At 42.1% G+C, this 16,918-nt stretch carries 18 protein-coding genes; 11 read left to right on the top strand and 7 right to left on the bottom strand.

The window, feature by feature from the left end:
- Nucleotides 1-356 precede the first annotated feature (356 nt).
- From leuA to EVU92_RS05270, 5 genes are all read left to right on the top strand, one after another.
- Nucleotides 357-1,904 carry a 2-isopropylmalate synthase gene (gene leuA, locus EVU92_RS05250; protein ID WP_062564775.1) on the top strand — a complete coding sequence of 516 codons (1,548 nt, stop codon included), beginning with the start codon at nucleotides 357-359 and terminating at the stop codon, nucleotides 1,902-1,904.
- Entirely contained in the window at nucleotides 1,901-2,977 is a 1,077-nt protein-coding gene (leuB, locus tag EVU92_RS05255) for a 3-isopropylmalate dehydrogenase (protein WP_130050298.1), read from the top strand. The genes leuA and leuB overlap by 4 nt, the downstream gene beginning before the upstream one ends.
- A gap of 59 nt (nucleotides 2,978-3,036) precedes the next feature.
- Nucleotides 3,037-4,437: a 3-isopropylmalate dehydratase large subunit gene (gene leuC / locus EVU92_RS05260; RefSeq protein WP_130050299.1), complete on the top strand. Its 1,401-nt coding sequence runs from the start codon at nucleotides 3,037-3,039 to the stop codon at nucleotides 4,435-4,437.
- Nucleotides 4,437-5,036, top strand: coding sequence for a 3-isopropylmalate dehydratase small subunit (gene leuD, locus EVU92_RS05265; RefSeq protein ID WP_130050300.1), 600 nt, complete (start codon nucleotides 4,437-4,439; stop codon nucleotides 5,034-5,036). Before leuC ends, leuD begins: the two co-directional genes overlap by 1 nt.
- Before the next feature lie 121 nt (nucleotides 5,037-5,157).
- Entirely contained in the window at nucleotides 5,158-5,751 is a 594-nt protein-coding gene (locus EVU92_RS05270; protein ID WP_130050301.1) for a hypothetical protein, read from the top strand.
- 2 nt (nucleotides 5,752-5,753) lie between these two features.
- Here the strand turns inward: EVU92_RS05270 and EVU92_RS05275 are convergent, their stop codons facing one another.
- Nucleotides 5,754-6,119 carry a hypothetical protein gene (locus EVU92_RS05275; RefSeq protein WP_130050302.1) on the bottom strand — a complete coding sequence of 122 codons (366 nt, stop codon included), beginning with the start codon at nucleotides 6,117-6,119 and terminating at the stop codon, nucleotides 5,754-5,756.
- A gap of 127 nt (nucleotides 6,120-6,246) precedes the next feature.
- Here EVU92_RS05275 and EVU92_RS05280 point away from each other — a divergent pair, with 127 nt between their 5' ends.
- Complete coding sequence (locus EVU92_RS05280) at nucleotides 6,247-6,693, top strand: TerB family tellurite resistance protein (protein ID WP_130050303.1); 447 nt, start codon at nucleotides 6,247-6,249, stop codon at nucleotides 6,691-6,693.
- 3 nt (nucleotides 6,694-6,696) lie between these two features.
- On the opposite strand, the gene EVU92_RS05285 is transcribed toward EVU92_RS05280, so the two are convergent.
- Complete coding sequence (locus tag EVU92_RS05285; protein WP_130050304.1) at nucleotides 6,697-7,266, bottom strand: NAD(P)H-dependent oxidoreductase; 570 nt, start codon at nucleotides 7,264-7,266, stop codon at nucleotides 6,697-6,699.
- Between the two features lie 133 nt (nucleotides 7,267-7,399).
- Between EVU92_RS05285 and EVU92_RS05290 the strand changes: the two genes are divergently transcribed.
- Nucleotides 7,400-8,293, top strand: coding sequence for a LysR family transcriptional regulator (locus tag EVU92_RS05290; protein ID WP_130050305.1), 894 nt, complete (start codon nucleotides 7,400-7,402; stop codon nucleotides 8,291-8,293).
- Here EVU92_RS05290 and norR read toward each other — a convergent pair.
- Nucleotides 8,290-9,852: a nitric oxide reductase transcriptional regulator NorR gene (gene norR, locus EVU92_RS05295; RefSeq protein ID WP_130050306.1), complete on the bottom strand. Its 1,563-nt coding sequence runs from the start codon at nucleotides 9,850-9,852 to the stop codon at nucleotides 8,290-8,292. The two genes, EVU92_RS05290 and norR, sit on opposite strands and share 4 nt — an antisense overlap.
- A gap of 156 nt (nucleotides 9,853-10,008) precedes the next feature.
- Between norR and EVU92_RS05300 the strand changes: the two genes are divergently transcribed.
- Nucleotides 10,009-11,241, top strand: coding sequence for an NnrS family protein (locus EVU92_RS05300; RefSeq protein ID WP_130050307.1), 1,233 nt, complete (start codon nucleotides 10,009-10,011; stop codon nucleotides 11,239-11,241).
- 20 nt (nucleotides 11,242-11,261) lie between these two features.
- The gene (hmpA, locus tag EVU92_RS05305; protein WP_130050308.1) at nucleotides 11,262-12,425 is read left to right on the top strand and encodes an NO-inducible flavohemoprotein; all 1,164 of its coding nucleotides are present in this window, start codon (nucleotides 11,262-11,264) and stop codon (nucleotides 12,423-12,425) included.
- 33 nt (nucleotides 12,426-12,458) lie between these two features.
- Here the strand turns inward: hmpA and EVU92_RS05310 are convergent, their stop codons facing one another.
- From EVU92_RS05310 to EVU92_RS05320, 3 genes are all read right to left on the bottom strand, one after another.
- Nucleotides 12,459-12,833 (bottom strand): hypothetical protein, encoded by a 375-nt coding sequence (locus EVU92_RS05310; RefSeq protein WP_130050309.1) that lies wholly within the window; start codon nucleotides 12,831-12,833, stop codon nucleotides 12,459-12,461.
- Complete coding sequence (locus EVU92_RS05315; RefSeq protein WP_130050310.1) at nucleotides 12,826-14,451, bottom strand: S41 family peptidase; 1,626 nt, start codon at nucleotides 14,449-14,451, stop codon at nucleotides 12,826-12,828. Before EVU92_RS05315 ends, EVU92_RS05310 begins: the two co-directional genes overlap by 8 nt.
- A 99-nt stretch (nucleotides 14,452-14,550) precedes the next feature.
- Complete coding sequence (locus EVU92_RS05320; RefSeq protein WP_130052230.1) at nucleotides 14,551-15,210, bottom strand: endonuclease; 660 nt, start codon at nucleotides 15,208-15,210, stop codon at nucleotides 14,551-14,553.
- A 108-nt stretch (nucleotides 15,211-15,318) separates the two neighbouring features.
- On the opposite strand from EVU92_RS05320, the gene EVU92_RS05325 reads away from it, so the two are divergent.
- Complete coding sequence (locus EVU92_RS05325; RefSeq protein ID WP_130050311.1) at nucleotides 15,319-15,672, top strand: VOC family protein; 354 nt, start codon at nucleotides 15,319-15,321, stop codon at nucleotides 15,670-15,672.
- Here the strand turns inward: EVU92_RS05325 and EVU92_RS05330 are convergent.
- Complete coding sequence (locus tag EVU92_RS05330; protein ID WP_130050312.1) at nucleotides 15,647-16,372, bottom strand: hypothetical protein; 726 nt, start codon at nucleotides 16,370-16,372, stop codon at nucleotides 15,647-15,649. The genes EVU92_RS05325 and EVU92_RS05330 overlap by 26 nt on opposite strands.
- Nucleotides 16,373-16,530: 158 nt before the next feature.
- Between EVU92_RS05330 and EVU92_RS05335 the strand changes: the two genes are divergently transcribed.
- On the top strand, nucleotides 16,531-16,911 hold the full coding sequence (locus tag EVU92_RS05335) for a hypothetical protein (protein WP_130050313.1): 381 nt from the start codon (nucleotides 16,531-16,533) through the stop codon (nucleotides 16,909-16,911).
- Nucleotides 16,912-16,918 lie beyond the last annotated feature (7 nt).

Below are 16,918 nucleotides of genomic sequence, written 5' to 3' on the forward strand. Positions count from 1 at the left end.
CAATAGAAGCTTTACCGTCCGAAATTTTAAACGTTCAATACATTTAAGTTGGGTTAATTAACCTGTTAATTGCCTTATTGTGGATTTTTATTTCTAAAATTGGGATTTGAAAATCGATTTTGTGGAAAAATTATGCTTGCAAGCTGGTTTTTTGAATGTTAAAAATACAGCCACTGAACACACATTTAGTAAATTAAGATGCAAATTACACATTCAATTACATTAAAACTAAACCTCTTACTGATTAAATCAGTGAGCGGGGCTTAGTGTATTTGCATTTGTAGAACATTAAAAAACCCCGCAACCGCGGGGTTTTTTTTATCTCGCTAATGGGTCATTGGGAACGAGGACAGTTTATGAAAGATAAGGTTTGGATTTTTGACACAACGTTACGTGATGGTGAGCAAGCATTAAAAGCAAGCCTAACCGAAGACGACAAAATTCAACTTGCGCATACCATTAGCCGCTTAAATGTGGATGTAATGGAAGTAGGTTTTCCGGTATCTAGCCCGGCAGATTTTCGCTCTGTACAGCGAATTGCGACTGAAGTGAAAGGGCCAATTATCTGTGGCTTAGCACGTGCAGTAGCAAAAGATATTGAAGCATGTGGTGAAGCACTTCGCCCGGCAGAGCAGGGCCGTATTCATACTTTTATCGCAACCAGCCCATTACATCTTGAGCACAAATTACGTATGAGTTTAGACGATGCAACGGCAATGGCTGTTAAGTCGATTAAACTTGCTCGTAACTACACGGATGACGTTGAATTTTCATGTGAAGATGCTGGCCGCACGCCACACTGGGATTTATGCCGCATCGTTGAGAGTGCCATTGATGCGGGTGCATCAACCATCAACTTACCTGATACCGTAGGCTATGTAACACCTGACGAATATGCAGCGATGATTCATCACTTAATGAACAATGTACCAAACATCGACAAGGCGCGTTTAAGTGTGCATTGCCATAATGATTTAGGTTTAGCGGTTGCTAACTCAATTGCTGCGGTACAAGCCGGTGCGCGTCAAATCGAATGTACTATTAATGGTATTGGTGAACGTGCAGGTAACTGTTCGCTTGAAGAAGTGGCGATGATCATGAAGATGCGTGAAGACCACTTAAAAGTGCATACCGATATTCGCAGTGAAGAAATTTATCGTGCTTCGCGCCAAGTCGCGAAGATTTGTAATATGCCTGTGCAACCAAACAAAGCAATTGTTGGCGAAAATGCCTTTGCACACAGTTCAGGAATTCACCAAGACGGCGTATTAAAAGCGCAAAACACGTACGAAATTATGTCGCCAGAAAGTGTCGGTGTACCTAATAACCAATTAAACATGACTTCGCGTTCAGGTCGTCATGTTATTGAGCATCGTTTAGAAGAGTTAGGCTATCAAAAATCTGATTACGATATGGATAGCTTATACACTAGCTTCTTAGCATTAGCAGACCAAAAAGGCACTGTGTATGACTACGACTTAGAAGCTATGATTTACTTCAATCAAATCAAAGATAAAGACGAGAAGTATCAACTTGAATTTGTTAACTCTACGTCTAACTCACAATCAGTAGCGAGCTCAACAATCGGTATGACAATTGATGGCGAGTCTAAGCAAGAGGCGGCAACAGGTAATGGCCCTGTTGAAGCATCATTCTTAGCAATTGAGCGCTTAACGGGTATGTCGGTCGAAATGATTGAATACAACCTAGAAGCAACAGGCCAAGGCGCCAGCTCGCTTGGGCAAGTGAACATTATTGCTAAATACGATGGTCGCCCTTATCACGGTGCGGGCATTGCAGCGGATGTGGTTGAAGCGTCAGTACGCGCCATGATCCGTGTTTATAACTTAATTTATCGTGCACAAAAAGTGTCTGATTTAAAACAACAGAGGAAAGCAGGATGAGTCAATCGAATTACAGTATCGCAGTATTAGCAGGCGACGGGATTGGTCCAGAAGTTATGGCTGCAGCAGAAACCGTCTTGGATGCTGTAAGCGAAAAATTTGGTTTTACTTTGACTCGTCATCACCACGCGATTGGTGGTGCTGCCATCGATGAGTTTGGTCAGGCACTGCCGCAAAGCACATTGAGCGCATGCGAAAATGCTGATGCGATTTTATTTGGTTCGGTAGGCGGCCCTAAGTGGGAAAACTTACCACCGAACGAGCAACCAGAGCGCGCGTCACTGCTGCCACTGCGTAAGCATTTTGGTTTGTTCTGTAATTTACGCCCAGCACAATTATTACCAGCACTAAGTGCTGCGTCACCGCTCCGTGCAGATATCAGTGCACAAGGCTTTGATATCTTATGTGTGCGTGAGTTAACCGGCGGTATTTATTTCGGTGAAAAAGGCCGTAGTGGCGAAGGTGATCAAGAAGCAGCTTTCGATACCCAAACCTATTCACGTAAAGAAATTGAGCGCATCGCACGCTTTGCATTTGAAGCTGCAAAGCTGCGTAGTAATCACGTTACTTCAGTTGATAAAGCGAATGTATTAGCGACCAGCGTACTTTGGCGTGAAGTGGTCTCTGAAGTGAGCAAAGACTACCCAGAAGTAAGCTTAGACTACATTTATGTTGATAACGCGGCAATGCAGTTAGTGAAACAGCCAAGCCAGTTTGATGTACTACTTTGCGATAACCTATTTGGTGACATTTTGTCTGATGAGTGCGCGATGATCACAGGCTCTATGGGGTTATTACCATCAGCGAGTTTAAATCAGTCTGGCTTTGGTTTGTATGAACCTGCTGGTGGCTCAGCACCAGATATCGCGGGTAAAGGGGTGGCAAACCCAATCGCACAAATTTTAAGTGCTGCGCTTATGCTGCGCTATTCATTAGGCCAAGATGAAGCGGCCCGTACGATTGAAAAAGCGGTAGCAGAGGCGGTTGAAGCCGGTGTCGGTACGCCAGATATCTATCCAAATGCAGGGTACACCACCAGTGATGTTGCTGCGGCAATTGTGGCACGTATTTAATTAAAAAAGTGTTTGCGCTGAGCTCGTCACTCAGCGTAACTAAAATGAGGGAATAGCAAGTGGCCCAAACCTTATACGATAAAATTTGGCAAGCTCATGTAGTCGCCAGTATTAATGATCAAACCGATTTACTTTATATCGACCGTCACCTAGTTCATGAAGTTACTTCGCCGCAAGCCTTTGCTGGTTTACGTGAGAAAAACCGCAAAGTACGTTGCCCAGAAAAGACCTTTGCAACCATGGACCATAACGTTTCAACAAAAAGCCGCTCATTAGATGCAGCCAGTGAAGTGTCGAAAAACCAATTAATGGCACTGGATGCAAACTGTAAAGAGTTTGGTATTCAACTTTATGATTTAAATTCTATTAACCAAGGTATTGTGCATGTAATGGGGCCTGAGCAAGGCATAACTTTACCTGGCACAACCATTGTTTGTGGTGACAGCCATACCTCTACCCATGGTGCATTTGGTGCACTAGCGCACGGTATTGGTACTTCAGAAGTTGAGCATGTACTAGCCACTCAAACGCTACAGCAGAAAAAAGCCAAGTCGTTAAAAATTCAAATTAATGGTCGCCTTCGTCCAACCGTTACTGCAAAAGATTTAATCATGGCAGTGATCGGTAAATTAGGAACTGCTGGTGGTACTGGCTATGTTGCCGAATTTTGTGGTGAAGGAATCGAAGCGCTGTCTATGGAAGCCCGTATGACGCTTTGTAATATGAGTATTGAAATGGGCGCAAAAGCGGGTTTAATCGCACCAGATCAAACAACTTATGATTATTTAAAAGGACGCCCATTTGCACCAAAAGGTGCTGACTTTGATAGTGCTGTTGCCTACTGGCAAACGCTAAAAACAGATGAAGGCGCACAATTTGACCATGTTGTTGAATTGGAAGCTGCTGATATTCAACCGCAAATTACTTGGGGTACCAGCCCTGAGCAAGTCATTGGCGTAGATGAATTCATTCCTGATCCTGAGCAAGAGCCAGATCTAATTAAAGCCGATGCAATTCGCAGCGCACTAAAATATATGGGTTTAAAAGCTGGCGATAAATTGTCTTCAGCAACTGTTGATACCGTATTTATTGGCTCATGTACGAATAGCCGTATTGAAGATTTACGTGCTGCTGCGCAAATTGTAGAAGGTAAGCAAGTTGCAGCGGGTGTTGAAGCACTGATTGTTCCAGGCTCTGGCCTTGTAAAAAAACAAGCTGAAGACGAAGGTCTTGCAGATATCTTCAAAGCAGCTGGCTTTGAATGGCGTGAGCCTGGTTGTTCAATGTGCTTAGCAATGAATGACGACAGATTAGAAGCCGGTAAACGCTGTGCTTCTACATCAAATCGTAACTTTGAAGGACGCCAAGGTCGCGGTGGACGCACTCACTTAGTGAGCCCAGCAATGGCAGCGGCAGCGGCAATTCACGGTCGTTTTGTTGATATCAGAGGAGAAGCCTAATGAGCGTATTTTTTAGTGGCTTAATGGCCCCGTTAGATAAAAACAATGTTGATACTGACCAAATTATTCCAAAGCAGTTTTTAACGTCGACCAGCCGTGATGGTTTTGATGCGGCGCTTTTTTACGATTGGCGTTATTTAGATAACGGCGAGCCAAACCCTGAGTTTATTTTGAACCGCCCTTGTTACCAAGGTGCGCAAATTCTTTTAACTCGCGACAATTTTGGTTGTGGTTCATCGCGTGAGCACGCGCCATGGGCATTAAAGCAATATGGTTTTGAAGTTATCTTAGCGGAAAGTTTTGCCGATATTTTCTTTAATAACTGCGGCAATAACCAAATGCTTGCTATCGCATTACCTGCAGAAACACTTGAGCAATTATTTGTGCTGAGTGAACAGCATGATGATATTCATATCGAAGTTGATTTAGAAAACCAACAACTTCGTAGCGATAAGTTTGACACTATTCACTTTGATATTCGCCATGACATTAAAGAGCGTTTATTAAGTGGCTTAGATTTTATCGGTGTGACTGAAACACTTAACAGCCAAATTGGTGCTTTTGAGAAGCAACTAGCAGCAGAGCGCCCTTGGCAATAACCTGTTTTTCCATGTGAACCTAAACGCGGCCAAGGCCGCGTTTTTTGTTATTTATCGTAATTGTTTTCTTTCTAAGCTTTAAACCATTAGCCTAAGCAAAATTTTATTTAGGGAACACACCATGAAATACTTAGTGGCATCGATGCTCGTGGCAGCATCATCAGTAGCGGCTGCACGACCTGCGCCGTTAGTGTCAATTCCAAGCCATGATGGCTTTTTTGACAACATTGCAGCCCATTGCGGTAAAGCTTACGAAGGTAAAGTGAGCGTTGATAACGTGGCTGGTCCAAGCTCGTTTGCGGGCAAAAAGTTAGTAATGCATGTACGTCGTTGTAACGAGCGTGAGTTACAAGTGCCATTTCATGTGGGTGATGATGCATCTCGTACTTGGATCATCACAAAAACTGGCAGTGGTTTGAGTTTAAAGCATGACCATCGCCATAAAGATGGCAGCGATGATAAATCAACCATGTATGGTGGTCATACCCTTGATGCTGGCTTTGCTAACGCGCAGTCGTTCCCGGCTGATCAATATTCAAAAGAGTTGTTTGTTAGCCAAGGTATTCCCCAATCAATGGGTAACACGTGGCAAATGTATATTTATCCTAAGCAATTTACTTATCGCTTAGTACGTGAAGGACGTGAGTTTCGCGTTGATTTTGACTTAACTAAACCTATCACGCCGCCAAGCGCGCCGTGGGGATATGAAGACTAGTATTATTTAGCTTCGTCTTCACACTGTAAAACAACCGTTAAAGGTGGCTGATAGGCGCGTGGTTTAGTTGGAAAACGTTCATACTCCTGCACCCCATCAGTCACTCTTAGCATAAATGGTTTGTCTCTACATAAGCGGTTTGCATGGCGCAGTAAGAATACGCTTTGATTGCGAAAGTGCTTGTAGTCGTCAGACTGAATTTCGAGGTGGTAGCGGCCGTCGGCTAATGCAGTTTGGTTATAATGGACTTTCTCGTCAAAATCATAGAGTTTTTCTGTTTCGCCTTTTGCAGCTTGCGCATAACTGCACCCCGCTAATATTAAAAAGGCGCTGATTAATAGTGCTTGTGTACTTCTCACTTCACTCATAAACACTTAACTCCATGTGATTAATACCTTGTTTCATCGTGATGTTGAACCTGAATTAGCATCCATAGTCAAACTAAGGTAACGTTATGTCTTACATGTAGTTTAACACCCAAAAAGGGAAAATGTGATGCTCAATAAAATAAAACAGCTGTTTTCAGCTTTGAACGATACCCAATCTAATATTTCTGAGCATGACCTAAAAACCGCCGTTGCTGCGTTATTAATTGAGGTTATGCGAGCAGATGATGAGTTACAAGATGATGAGCAACAGACCCTGAATGAGACCTTAAAGAAGTACTTTTCTCTTACCGATGAAGAGGTTCAAGAGTTAGTTGCAAGTGCGTCTCAGCACCTTGATGATGCGATAGATTATTTTCAGTTTTCAAAACAAATCAATGCCCAATGCAGTGCCGAGCAGCGTATTGATATCATCGAGCTGTTGTGGCGTTTAGCCTACGCAGATGGCAATTTAGATAAGCATGAAGAAATGGTTATTCGCCGCGTTGCAAGCTTACTGTATGTAACCCACGAAGATTTTATCGCTGCTAAGCTAGCAGCGACAAAACTAAGTTAGCAATTATTTATTTAATTTGCTCGCTACGCTCACAAGTTGCTGGGCAAGGCTCGCAACTTGCTCGGCTGTATCAGCATCGCTGATGCGGCCTTGTTCATCTAGTTTTGTGTGGATAGCAGAAACTGCTAATTGATCAGCAAGTATGATACTGCCAATTCCTGATAAAATATCACGTACGTGATTTAAACCTCGTAAGCCGCCTAAACCACCTGGCGAAGCTGCATAAAGCGCCGTGATTTTATTACGAAATGCTGGAACCGCGCCTTGCTCTGTACGGGATGCCCAATCGATTGCGTTTTTAAGTGGTGCTGTAATTGAACCATTATACTCTGGACTAGCTAATAAAATGCCGTCAGCAGCGCGAAGCTTATCTTTTAACAATTGTGCGCCAGCTGGCGTGCCTTGCGCTTCAATATCTTCATCAAATAAAGGCAAGTTTAAATCGCTTAGTTTTATCACTTCTACTTCTGCACCACTTTCGAGGGCGAAGCGTGCAGCTTCATTAATCAGTTTTTGATTAAAGCTGTCTTTACGTAGACTGCCTGCTAGGGCAATAATTTTTGGTGCTGTCATGATGGCTTCCTTTTTTAAGCTTCACTGTTGTTGATACACTCACGGCTGATACGTTCACTGTAGCAAAAAACAGCTTGCAGAAAAGCCCAATAAACGCAAAACTTATGTGCGTATATGCACACAAGGAGCCGCTATGGCGATTCAATTTGATGATTGGCAAGATGTAAAAGTTGCTTACGAGGTGGCAAGGCTCGGTACGTTAACCGCTGCTGCCGAATCACTGGGGGTTCATCACAGCACGGTTCTAAGACGAATTAATAATTTAGAAGACAACCTTGATGCGCGGCTATTCCACCGCCATGCCCGTGGTTATACAGTGACAGAAATTGGCGCTAAGTTATTTGCTACAGCTAAATCGATTAACGTTGAGCTTGATAAACTTCACAACGATATAATTGCTGCTGACAGTCAGTTGCGAGGGAGTTTATTATTAACCACTGTCAGTGGTTTTATTGATGTGCTGAGTGATGTGTGTGAGCAGTTTCAAAATCTGCATCCACAAGTGCAGCTCGAAGTTATTCTTGATCAAAACCGTTTACGCCTTGATCATGGTCAGGCGCACATCGCTGTGCGAGCAGGCCCTCGCCCTGATGAAGGCGACTATATTGCTCAGCATTTAGCTGAGCTTTCGTCGGGGTTTTATGCCTCAAAAAGTTATATTGAAAAGTACGGCATGCCAAAGAATATTCAGCAGTTACAGCAGCATAGTTTTGTTTCTGGAGTGGCTGGCTATAACGGTAAAGTGCCTTATTTTGCATGGGTTGATCAGCATATTGAATCAGCGCAAATTAAGTTACGTGTATCTGAAACCTCGGAAGCCACGCGGGCTATTGTTAGAGGCTTGGGGATCGGTGGTTTACAGCATGAAGTGGCGAGCCAATACCCTGATTTGCTGCCTGTACTTCCTAAAGAGCTGAGCTGGCCAACAGACCTTTGGCTGGTGACACACCATTTGGTACATCGCACAGCCAAAGTACAAGCATTTAGCCAACTTTTAAAAGCCTATTTTAAAGCGTTAAAAGCTTAAACAGATTTTTTAATGCTAATGCCTAGCCGTTTGGCTAGGCGCACAAGGTTGGCTCTATCAACGCTTAAACTGCGCGCTGTGGCAGCCCAGTTTAGGTTGTGTAGTTCAAGTTGCTGCATGATAAGCTGATAGCTAAAAGCATCGGTTGCCTCTTTGAGCGATAAGCCAGTGATTTTTTGTTCGTTAACAGCATCTGGGCTTGGTGTAGCAATCGCAGTTTTATCAATATCACAATGCTGAGGCTCGATTGTGACAATGCTTTGTTGCCATTGATGTTGCTTTGCTTTGAGTGCAGCACGACTAATGACATGTTCAAGCTCTCTCACATTTCCAGGCCAATCATATTGGCGTAGTAGTAATTGTGTATCAATACTGAGTTTAAGTTGTTTAATGCCAAGCTTTTTAGACGTTTGCTCAATAAAAAAACCCGCGAGTAAAATAACATCGTTATCGCGCTCTTTTAATGGTGCAACATGCAATGGGTAGACGCTTAATCGGTGATAAAGGTCTGCACGAAAGCGTCCTGCAGCTACTTCTTGCTTTAAATCTCGGTTGGTTGCCGCAATCACTCTGACATCGACATAGCGGCTTTGGTCTTCCCCCACCGTTTGTACTTCACCGCTTTGTAAAACGCGTAATAGCTTACTTTGCATAGCGAGCGGAAGTTCGCCAATTTCATCTAAAAATAAGGTACCGCCATCGGCGAGTTGAAACTTACCCTGACGAGCAGTATGTGCGCCAGTAAATGCCCCTCTACTGTGACCAAAAAACTCACTCTCTGCCAAATTTTCAGGTAATGATGCGCAGTTTAGGTGGATCAACGGCATATCACGGCGCTTAGAGTTTAAATGGATATTACGCGCAACCAATTCTTTACCAACCCCAGTGTCTCCTTGAATTAATACGCTAAATTCTGAGGCCGCAACCAGCTGGATATCATTTTTAAGGGTTAGCATTGCTTGGCTACTGCCAATAATTTCTACACCTTCTCGCGTGAGTGCCTCGATATTAAGCTGCTGTGCAACTTGGTGGCTATGCTGTGCGTGTTGCCTAAAGTGCTGCAAGGTCAGGGCATGCTCAACATAGCCTGCTGCAAGTTGTTTCAATTGATTGAGCTCGTTAATAGTTAAAGCGTCAAAGGCATGTTCATCTAAGCTATCAAAGGTTAAAACGCCAAGCAGTTCGCTACTAGCTTTTGTGCTAAATAGCGGCACGCCCATGCAGGCATGAACTGGAAAGTCGCCATGCTGGCTTTCTAATAAGCCGTCATAGGGATCAGGGAGACCACAATCTTTGGCGAATTTAAGGGGCTCAGTACCTCGGCATATTTCAAATAAGCGAGGATGCTCCATAATTTTAAAACGCCTTCCTAACGTATCGTCCGAGAGTCCTTGCTGGGCTACGGGCTTTAATACATCGCCTTGTTTTAATAATAAGGCGACTGCATCACATTCAACCCAATCATTAATGCAACTCAATAAATAGCTGAAATTGTGATCAACACTGCTTGCTTTCGTAAGGGCAAGTGCAACATCAAGAATTGATTTTTTGAGTGGCATGTCAATTTGACCTGAATATGTTTTTTTGATGCTTTTGATAGTGTGTCATTTTGACATTTTTATCAAGTATTTAATTTTAATGTATTGATATTTATTGGTTTTTATTTTTGGCTCGAACTGTGCAATAGCTAAGGAAATTAAACGCTGAGAGCCCTAATGAAAGTCATTAACTTAACTGAACCTATGCCAAGTAGTATTAAATTTTATCAAATCAATCAGTGGCCGTTATGGGCATTAGCATTTAGGCCTTTTTTCTTGGCTGCTAGTGTTCTAGCTGTGTTTGCAATGAGTTACTGGTTATTAATTTTGGCGGGAGTTGCGCATTGGTATTTAGCATTGCCGGCAACCCTTTGGCATGCTCATGAAATGTTGTTTGGCTTTGCTGGCATAGTTGCTATGGGATTTTTGCTAACCGCTGCGCAAACATGGACAGGCGTCCCTAGTGTCAGTGGCATTAAGCTTTGTTTGCTCAGTGTTATCTGGCTTGCTGCAAGGCTTAGTTTTTTTATTGATATTGCTGGGGTCGAACAGCTAAACCTTTATATTGTAAGTATATTGCAGCTAGCATGGTGGCTGGCTGGGATTATTATTCTAGCTGACATGCTGATACAAGCGAAAAGTAACCACAACTATTTATTTATCGTTATCACATCTTTGCTTTGTGCGCTAAATATGATTTTTTTGAGCTTAGTTGTGCTTAATAAAATGTCGCTTGCGCTTAGTGTTGTTGATACTGGCGTGCTGATCATGACTCTTCTAGTTGGCGTTCTAGCTGGTCGAGTCGTGCCGTTTTTTACCGCGCGAGGTCTTAACTTGAGTGAGCAAGTTAGAACGCCAAAGCTTGATAAATTAGTTGTGTTTAGCTCATTTTTTGCCATTACATGGTTCTTTATGAGTCAGCTGTTTTTTAGTGCGATGAGCACTGGTTGGATTTTTGCTTGGCTTGCTAGTTTACATGCCACAAGGTGTGTTTTGTGGTGGCAAAGAGGGGTGTTAAAAGTACCTCTGCTTTGGTCATTGCACTTAGCTTATTGGGCTTTATCTGTGGGTTTAGGACTCATTGCATTAAGCTTTTATAGTGCCAGTATTTTATTCAAAGACGCACTTCACCTGATCACTGTCGGCACCATTGGCTTGATGATAATTGCCATGATGGTGCGTGTATCTCATGGCCATACTGGCAGAGCACTGCAAGTCCCTACGTTTATTAGTATGGCATTCGTATTAATTGCTTTCGCTGCCATTGTACGCTCGGTACTTCCTCCTTTTTTAGGTCACCATCTTACATGGCAGTTAAGTGCTTTGTTGTGGGTTGTTGGCTTTAGCTTATTTTTATTTCATTGTGCGCCCATCTTAGTGAATCGTCGTGTTGATGGTCGCCGCGGTTAAACTCTCTAATAGGAAAAACTATGTTATCTGAAAAAACGATCCAGATTGTTAAAAGTACTTTGCCGTTGCTTGCAGAAGCAGGACCTCAAGTTACTGAGTATTTTTATGATCGTATGTTTAGCTACAATCCAGAGCTTAAAAATATTTTTAATATGACTCACCAGCAATCAGGTACTCAACAATTTGCGTTGTTTAATGCCTTGGCTGCCTATGCTGCAAATATTGATAATTTGGCAGTATTGAAAGGTACGCTTGCGCGTATTAACCATAAACACACCAGTTACCATATTTTGCCAGAACATTACCCCATTGTTGGTGGGCATTTGATTGCAACTTTAAAAGAGTTACTGCCTGAGCAATTTACGCCTGAGGTCGAGTATGCTTGGCGTGAAGCCTATTCCCTATTGGCTGATGTATGTATCAACGAGGAGATGGCGTTATATCAAAAAAACAAAAAGGCAACGGGCGGCTGGTTTGGTACCCGCACTTTCACCATTACAGAAAAACGTATGGAATCTGCGCAAATTTGTAGTTTTACATTAACGCCTACTGATGCAAAGCCTGTTGTAGCGTATTTACCGGGTCAATATTTAGGGATTAAAGTAACGCCAGCGAAGAGTGATTTAACTCAAGTTAGGCAATACTCTTTATCGCAGCAAAGTAATGGCCGCAATTATCGCATTAGCGTGAAAAAAGAAGGTTTAGTGTCTAATTATTTACACAGTTTAAGTGAGGGTGATGAAGTAGAAATTTATCCACCCGCAGGCGATTTTGTGCTTCGTGAAATTGATTCCCCTATTGTGCTAATTTCGGCGGGTGTTGGTCAAACTCCATTGATGGCGATGCTTGAAACATTATTGAACAATCAACATAGCAAGCCAATCCATTACTTGCATGCTTGTGATAGTCAAACGCAGTTTGCCTTTGATGAGTATTTACTAAAGCAACAGCAAGCACATGCGTTATTTAATTGTGTTTCTTGGTTTAAGGATGGCAAGGGAGGGGACTTTGCGGGCTTAATGGATGTAAATCACATTGCTGATAACTTACCAATTAGCGAGGCAGACTTTTACCTATGTGGTCCAATCGCATTTATGGCAATGATAAAAGAGCAGCTGCTAAGTTTAGGGGTTGCAAGTGAACGAATTCATTATGAGGTGTTTGGACCTCACCAAACGCTATAATGAAAAAAGGCGCAGCTTTTGCTGCGCCTTTTGTTAGTTTACTTCGCACTCTACATTAGGTAGTGGAATACGTAGCTCTTTTTTAGGGTAGTAAAGTAGGCATTGCTCACCTGATTTTTGTAAAACAAATTTCTCAGAAGGAATTGCATGAGCGCCCATAATAGGGAGGCCATCCGGCCCTTTGTTGGTGCCGTGATCAATCAATAGCTCTGAACTTTTAGTAAATACATTGTCGGCTAGTGTGACGATAGCACCACCTTTGGCGGATTGAATTGCCTGCTGTAACTCCGTAATCACACCTGGATTTACGCGAACAAGCGTAGCATCTTGCGGTTGCTCCGCTTGGGTACTTTTACAGCCCGCTAAGCTTGCCAGTAAAGTGCAGGTTAATAACAGTGTTTTATTCATTATTACCTTCCTTCGCTGGTAGCGGACGGGTTAAATCCATATTATTTTTGTAAAGCGGTTGCTTAATTGTAAGTGGTAGCCCTGTTTCTTGAATTGCTTGTGATGTAAAGCTTGGTTGCTTAGCACTTGAGGACTCCACCACAATTGGGCAGGTATTATTTTCAATGTGATAAAGCGCGGTTGCTAATAAGCTCTCTTCGCTATCACCTAGTTTGTGATCAAAGTCATCTGTAACCTCGCAGCCTTTTATGTCCGCATCAAACTGGGGGGAAGGTGTTGGTTTAAATCCATCGGCGTATTCCCCAAAGCCTTTATAGTTTGCGCCTGAAAATTGGATTGTATAATAAGTGGTTGCGCAGTTATGTGTTGGTGTAAAACCATAGGGTTTCCCGCAGGTGGTGCCACCGATTAAGATTACCTCCGCATCAATGCCTTTTAAACCATTAATAAACGCCTCAGATGCAGAGCAGGTGTTATCGGTACTTAACACATACACTTTTGATAAATTTAGATCTGGCAGACTATTACCCGTTGTTCTGTAGGTAGAGTAATCAATTTCAAGGTCGATAAATGGATATGGATCATCTTGCGGCTGTTTGTCGTTTTGAATCGTTTGATAGTAATAGAAATCATCGGTATTAGCAGGACCCGCAACCATATATGCAAGCTGCGATGAAAGCGCTAATAAACCGCCGCCGTTATATCTAAAATCGATAACCAACTCATCAATATTATCAGCTTTGAACTTATTCACAGCACTTATCAGTTCAGGTTGAGCAATGCTGATAAAGCTATTAAATTGCATATACCCAACTTTTGTACCGTTCTCAGTTGTTAAGGTATCAACATTCTGAACGGGCGTTTGAGCAATATTACCGGCTACTAGAGTAAAGGATTTTTCAGTACCATCATTACTGCGTACAACAAAGTTATGGGCGTCACCAGCCGTAGGCCCAAATAGCGCTTCATTTAAAATATCTACGCCTTGTTGGGTATTAGTGTCAATACTAACGTCGTCAACCATTAAAATAGTATCACCGCGTTGTAACCCTGCATTTGCAGCAGGTGAGTCATCCTCTAAATAGGCAACACGTAGCTCTCGTGGCGGAACATTACTGATAAATACCCAGTTAATTCCATAACCTGAAACAACCCCAGATTGAGCTTCTTTAAAATACTCTTCAGTAGGTCTGCTAAAATGAAAGTTATCTTTAAAAGAACCCGAGTCCGTCGTTTCGAATGTTTTTAACTGGTCGAAATAAGCGGCGACAGAGCTGAAATTATCAGGATTGTTGTCTTCTATTTCGTCGTACCAAAGGTAGGTTTCGTCACTCCATGAACGTAACCACATCTTCTCGGTAAACTCAGAGCCAGCAGTATCTGGGTAAGGCTGATTATTGTTATAAGGATCATTGCCTGTTCGTGGTACGGCGCATTGATCTTTAAATTCACTTGATGGCTCAAAAACACCAGCGGTCCAAGTGGGTTCTGAACTTGTTGGTGGCGGGTTTGTTGTGTTGTTATTGCTCGAAGAGCCACCGCCGCCACCGCAGCCAGATAGAGACGCGCCTGAGACTGCTAAAAATATTGCTAAGGCGAGTTTATTATTGTTAAACATATTTGCTTCCTTTCCGATAGTATTTCTTAAAAATTAGCAATTACTGTATCTGAAAGCAATAAATTGTAGCGCCTCAAATGTAAATGAATGTGCTTTTAGTTATAAAGACTTACGGTTACTAATTTCAGCTACTTTGAGCTTCTGCCATGACTCAAATAGCTTACGTTGTTTGTTAGATATTTTTAAGCCATAGGTTTTTTGCATATAAAAGTAGGTATCGGCTATTTGCTTTCTTGCATAAATCGGTGGCTCAAATACACGTTGCTTAAAATCGATTTTTACTGGGCAAGCTCCATAACTGGCACTAGATGTTGCGACTATTCCGTAGCGAAAATTAGAACGGTCTGCATTGATCTCGCCAATAGCTGGAGCGAGGTTATTTATGTCGGCTTCCATTTGACGAAATTTTTCACTGACCTTAATGCAGTTTTTACGTCCGCCATCCTGCCAGCATTGTAATTGATGACCAAACTCCCACGCAGGTACTATATGCTCCCATTCTATTCTTTTTGCTCGAGCGTTTTCGTTTCCTGAGCGGGTAATGGCGTTTCTTGGAATATAACCACAAGCTTCAGGGTCTGGTACAAGCTTTTTACCTTGGCGCTTTATATCGCAGCCACAATATAAGCTTTTACTATTGCTTGGTAGATTCTTAATTAAGTGCTTTTTTGCACTGTAAAAGCTCGAAAATTGTTTAGCGGATACAGGGGAAGTAAAAATTAAACAAAGGGTTAAATATAGAAATAAACGCATATCCATCACATCAGTGAACTACAGGAGCAGCCATTTTAGAGCTACTATTCTAAAAAGGAAAAGTTTTTCAACTCAGCTATAGTTGTTAGGCCGTTTATTAGAGGAATTACAACTATGTTATTAGGTGCCTTTTCTGTGAGTTTAAATGTGAAAGATATTCATGCTTCAAAGCAGTTTTATGAAAAACTAGGCTTTAAAGAATTTGCCGGCGAAATTGAGCAGCATTGGTTAATTATGAAAAACGGCGAACATTTAATAGGTTTGTTTCAAGGCATGTTTGATAAAACCATGCTGACCTTTAATCCAGGCTGGGATCAAAATGCTGAGGCACTGGTAGAGTTTGCCACTTTTGAGCAATTAGCCGCGCATTTTCAGCAACAAGGGTTAGAAATACAAAAAGCCGGTGACGCGAGTTTTATTATCACCGACCCAGATGGCAACCCTATTTTGATTGACCAGCACGTTTAGCAGGCTTTTTACGTTTTAAACGAATGTTCTGTAGCAATAAAATAATCCCCGTAATACAAAACAGTACGCTGGTGGCCGAAAAGCTAATTAGAAGTGGGTTATTAAAGTTTTCGCGCTCATCATAATCCATGATGTGTAGCATCCAGAAAAAGTCGAAAATGCGCCATAGGGAGCTGCGCACTGTAATGACTTTACCGGTTTGGCTATCTAAATATAAGGTTGTTGTCAGCCAATCATCAAAACTCACTTGCCAAACATTGGCCTTGTGAGCCACTTCTCTTGGTCCTTTGGTTAACAGCTGTGCTTGCGTGATATTTGCGTTAATAAGTAAGTGAGTTCTCGCGTTTTCAATTATTTGTGCTTTATTCGGCGCAGGCATTTTATCACCTGTTCTGCCATCAAAATTAAAGGAGCCGCTCGGTGCCGTGACTTCTATGATTGGCGACTCTAAAAAGTGGCTGTACTTGATACTTTCAATTTGTTCAAATTGTGCCGTTATTTTATCGATAGAAGCAGAGTAGTCTGACACTAAGAAAGGGTTACTTAGACTGCGATTTGCTAGATGTTTTCCATGCACTTTTTCAAGCGGCAATGAACTCATTACAAGCCCACCTAATAGCCAAAAAAAGATCTGCAAAGCAAGTAAATAGCCTAGCCATTTATGCCCTTTACGAGCATATTTGAACATGCGTTTATTCATTACCACCCCGTTATTATTGTTGTATGGGCGCTATTTTAGGTTGTTTAGCTGTATTGCCAATGCGGCAAAATGTCGCATTAACTGTATTCTAGATTTGGTATATATACAAAACTGAGTTAAAGTTTCAGTCGATATCAATAGAGGATAAAAACGAGAGTATGTCGGAAATTCAATTTTTAAATGTAGATCTGGAGCTTGAATCAAAGCACGATATTAGTGCGCTTGTTGCTGATTTGAAGAAAAACGCTATGGTTTTACATTATGACCAAGATGAATACCGTCAACTTGCACGCATTGAAGCAACTGCAGATATCAGCTCTCCAGACAAAGCGATTAACCAGCTTTGCGAATTAATTGAATCTTGCTCGCGCAATGCATTAAAGCAGTGGTTATCTTGTTCAAAACGTACATTTGATTTAGGTTTTGAATCGGGTAACTCGCCAAAGTGCTTTAACCAACCCCTGCATGCAGATACCTTGTTACGTATCTCAGCAATTGGCGCAGGGATTGAAATTACTATTTATCCAGTCGAAAAGTAAACTGAAT

The organism is Pseudoalteromonas sp. MEBiC 03485, assembly GCF_004195145.1.
In the GTDB taxonomy this organism is placed as follows: Bacteria; Pseudomonadota; Gammaproteobacteria; order Enterobacterales; family Alteromonadaceae; genus Pseudoalteromonas; species Pseudoalteromonas apostichopi.